Source organism: Bacillus sp. SIMBA_026 (assembly GCF_046535335.1).
Classification (GTDB): Bacteria; Bacillota; Bacilli; order Bacillales; family Bacillaceae; genus Bacillus; species Bacillus velezensis.
Genome location: NZ_JAWRWX010000115.1, coordinates 1 through 278, shown reverse-complemented (window position 1 = coordinate 278; position 278 = coordinate 1). Strand labels below are relative to the sequence as shown.

The window sequence follows — 278 nt, the reverse complement described above, 5'->3', positions numbered from 1 at the left end:
AAGCGTCAGAATTCCAAAAAAATACATTAACACCGAGTCAAATATTGGGCCTGATGTACTAAAAAAATTACTTTATCAAGTTGGACTCAATTTTGAGGATTTTGATGATATCAAAGACGACCTTAACAAGTTATTAACTGCCAGAAATAACGTTGCTCATGGTAAACATAGGGAAGGTATAAAAGATTCTGACTACGAAGTTTATAAAAAATGCTTTCAACACATATTTTCTAAATTATCAAATGTTATTGTTATAGCTTACGCAAACAAAAAATACC

1 protein-coding gene is annotated in these 278 nt (G+C 30.2%); it reads left to right on the top strand.

Annotation, left to right across the window (positions count from 1 at the left end; genetic code table 11):
- Positions 1-278: MAE_28990/MAE_18760 family HEPN-like nuclease (locus tag SB847_RS20890; RefSeq protein ID WP_410578506.1), on the top strand; the 278-nt coding region annotated here is incomplete at both ends.